A 468-nucleotide genomic window follows, 5' to 3' on the forward strand; every position below is an offset into this window, starting at 1 on the left:
TCTGGACCTCGTAATTCGCCAGCTTGCCTCCCTGATCCGCGACGGACGGGATAATGTCGTACTCGCCGACGGCGCTGTCCGCCGTAGCAGAAGTCGAATAAGACACCGGGAATGTATCCCCGTTGCGAAGACCGACGCTCGTGCCCGTGAAGTCGGAATTAGCTTCGCCGTATTCTCGCGTTTGATTATCAGCCGTCACGGTTAGCGGCGCTTTCGTTACGGCAAGCGTGCCGGGAACGGATTGCACCTCGTAGTTCTTGAGTTTATTGTCCAAATCCGTCACGTTTGACGTAATTGCATAGGTCCCGACCCCACTGACCTCGGTAGCGGTAGTCGAATAAGATATCGGGAACGTGTCCCCGTTGCGGAGTCCGACACTGGTACTCGTGAAGACGGGATTCGGGTCTCCGTATTCGCGCGTTTTATCATCGACCGTCACCGTATAAGACGCCTTGGAGATCGTCAGCT

1 protein-coding gene is annotated in these 468 nt (G+C 55.8%); it reads right to left on the reverse strand.

The features are described from left to right. Positions 1-439, reverse strand: a 439-nt coding sequence (locus PAT3040_RS24860) for an MBG domain-containing protein (RefSeq protein ID WP_219930314.1), incomplete at its 3' end; no start/stop codon positions are given. Between the last annotated feature and the right edge of the window lie 29 nt (positions 440-468).

The organism is Paenibacillus agaridevorans (assembly GCF_003112455.1).
Taxonomy (GTDB): Bacteria; Bacillota; Bacilli; order Paenibacillales; family Paenibacillaceae; genus Pristimantibacillus; species Pristimantibacillus agaridevorans.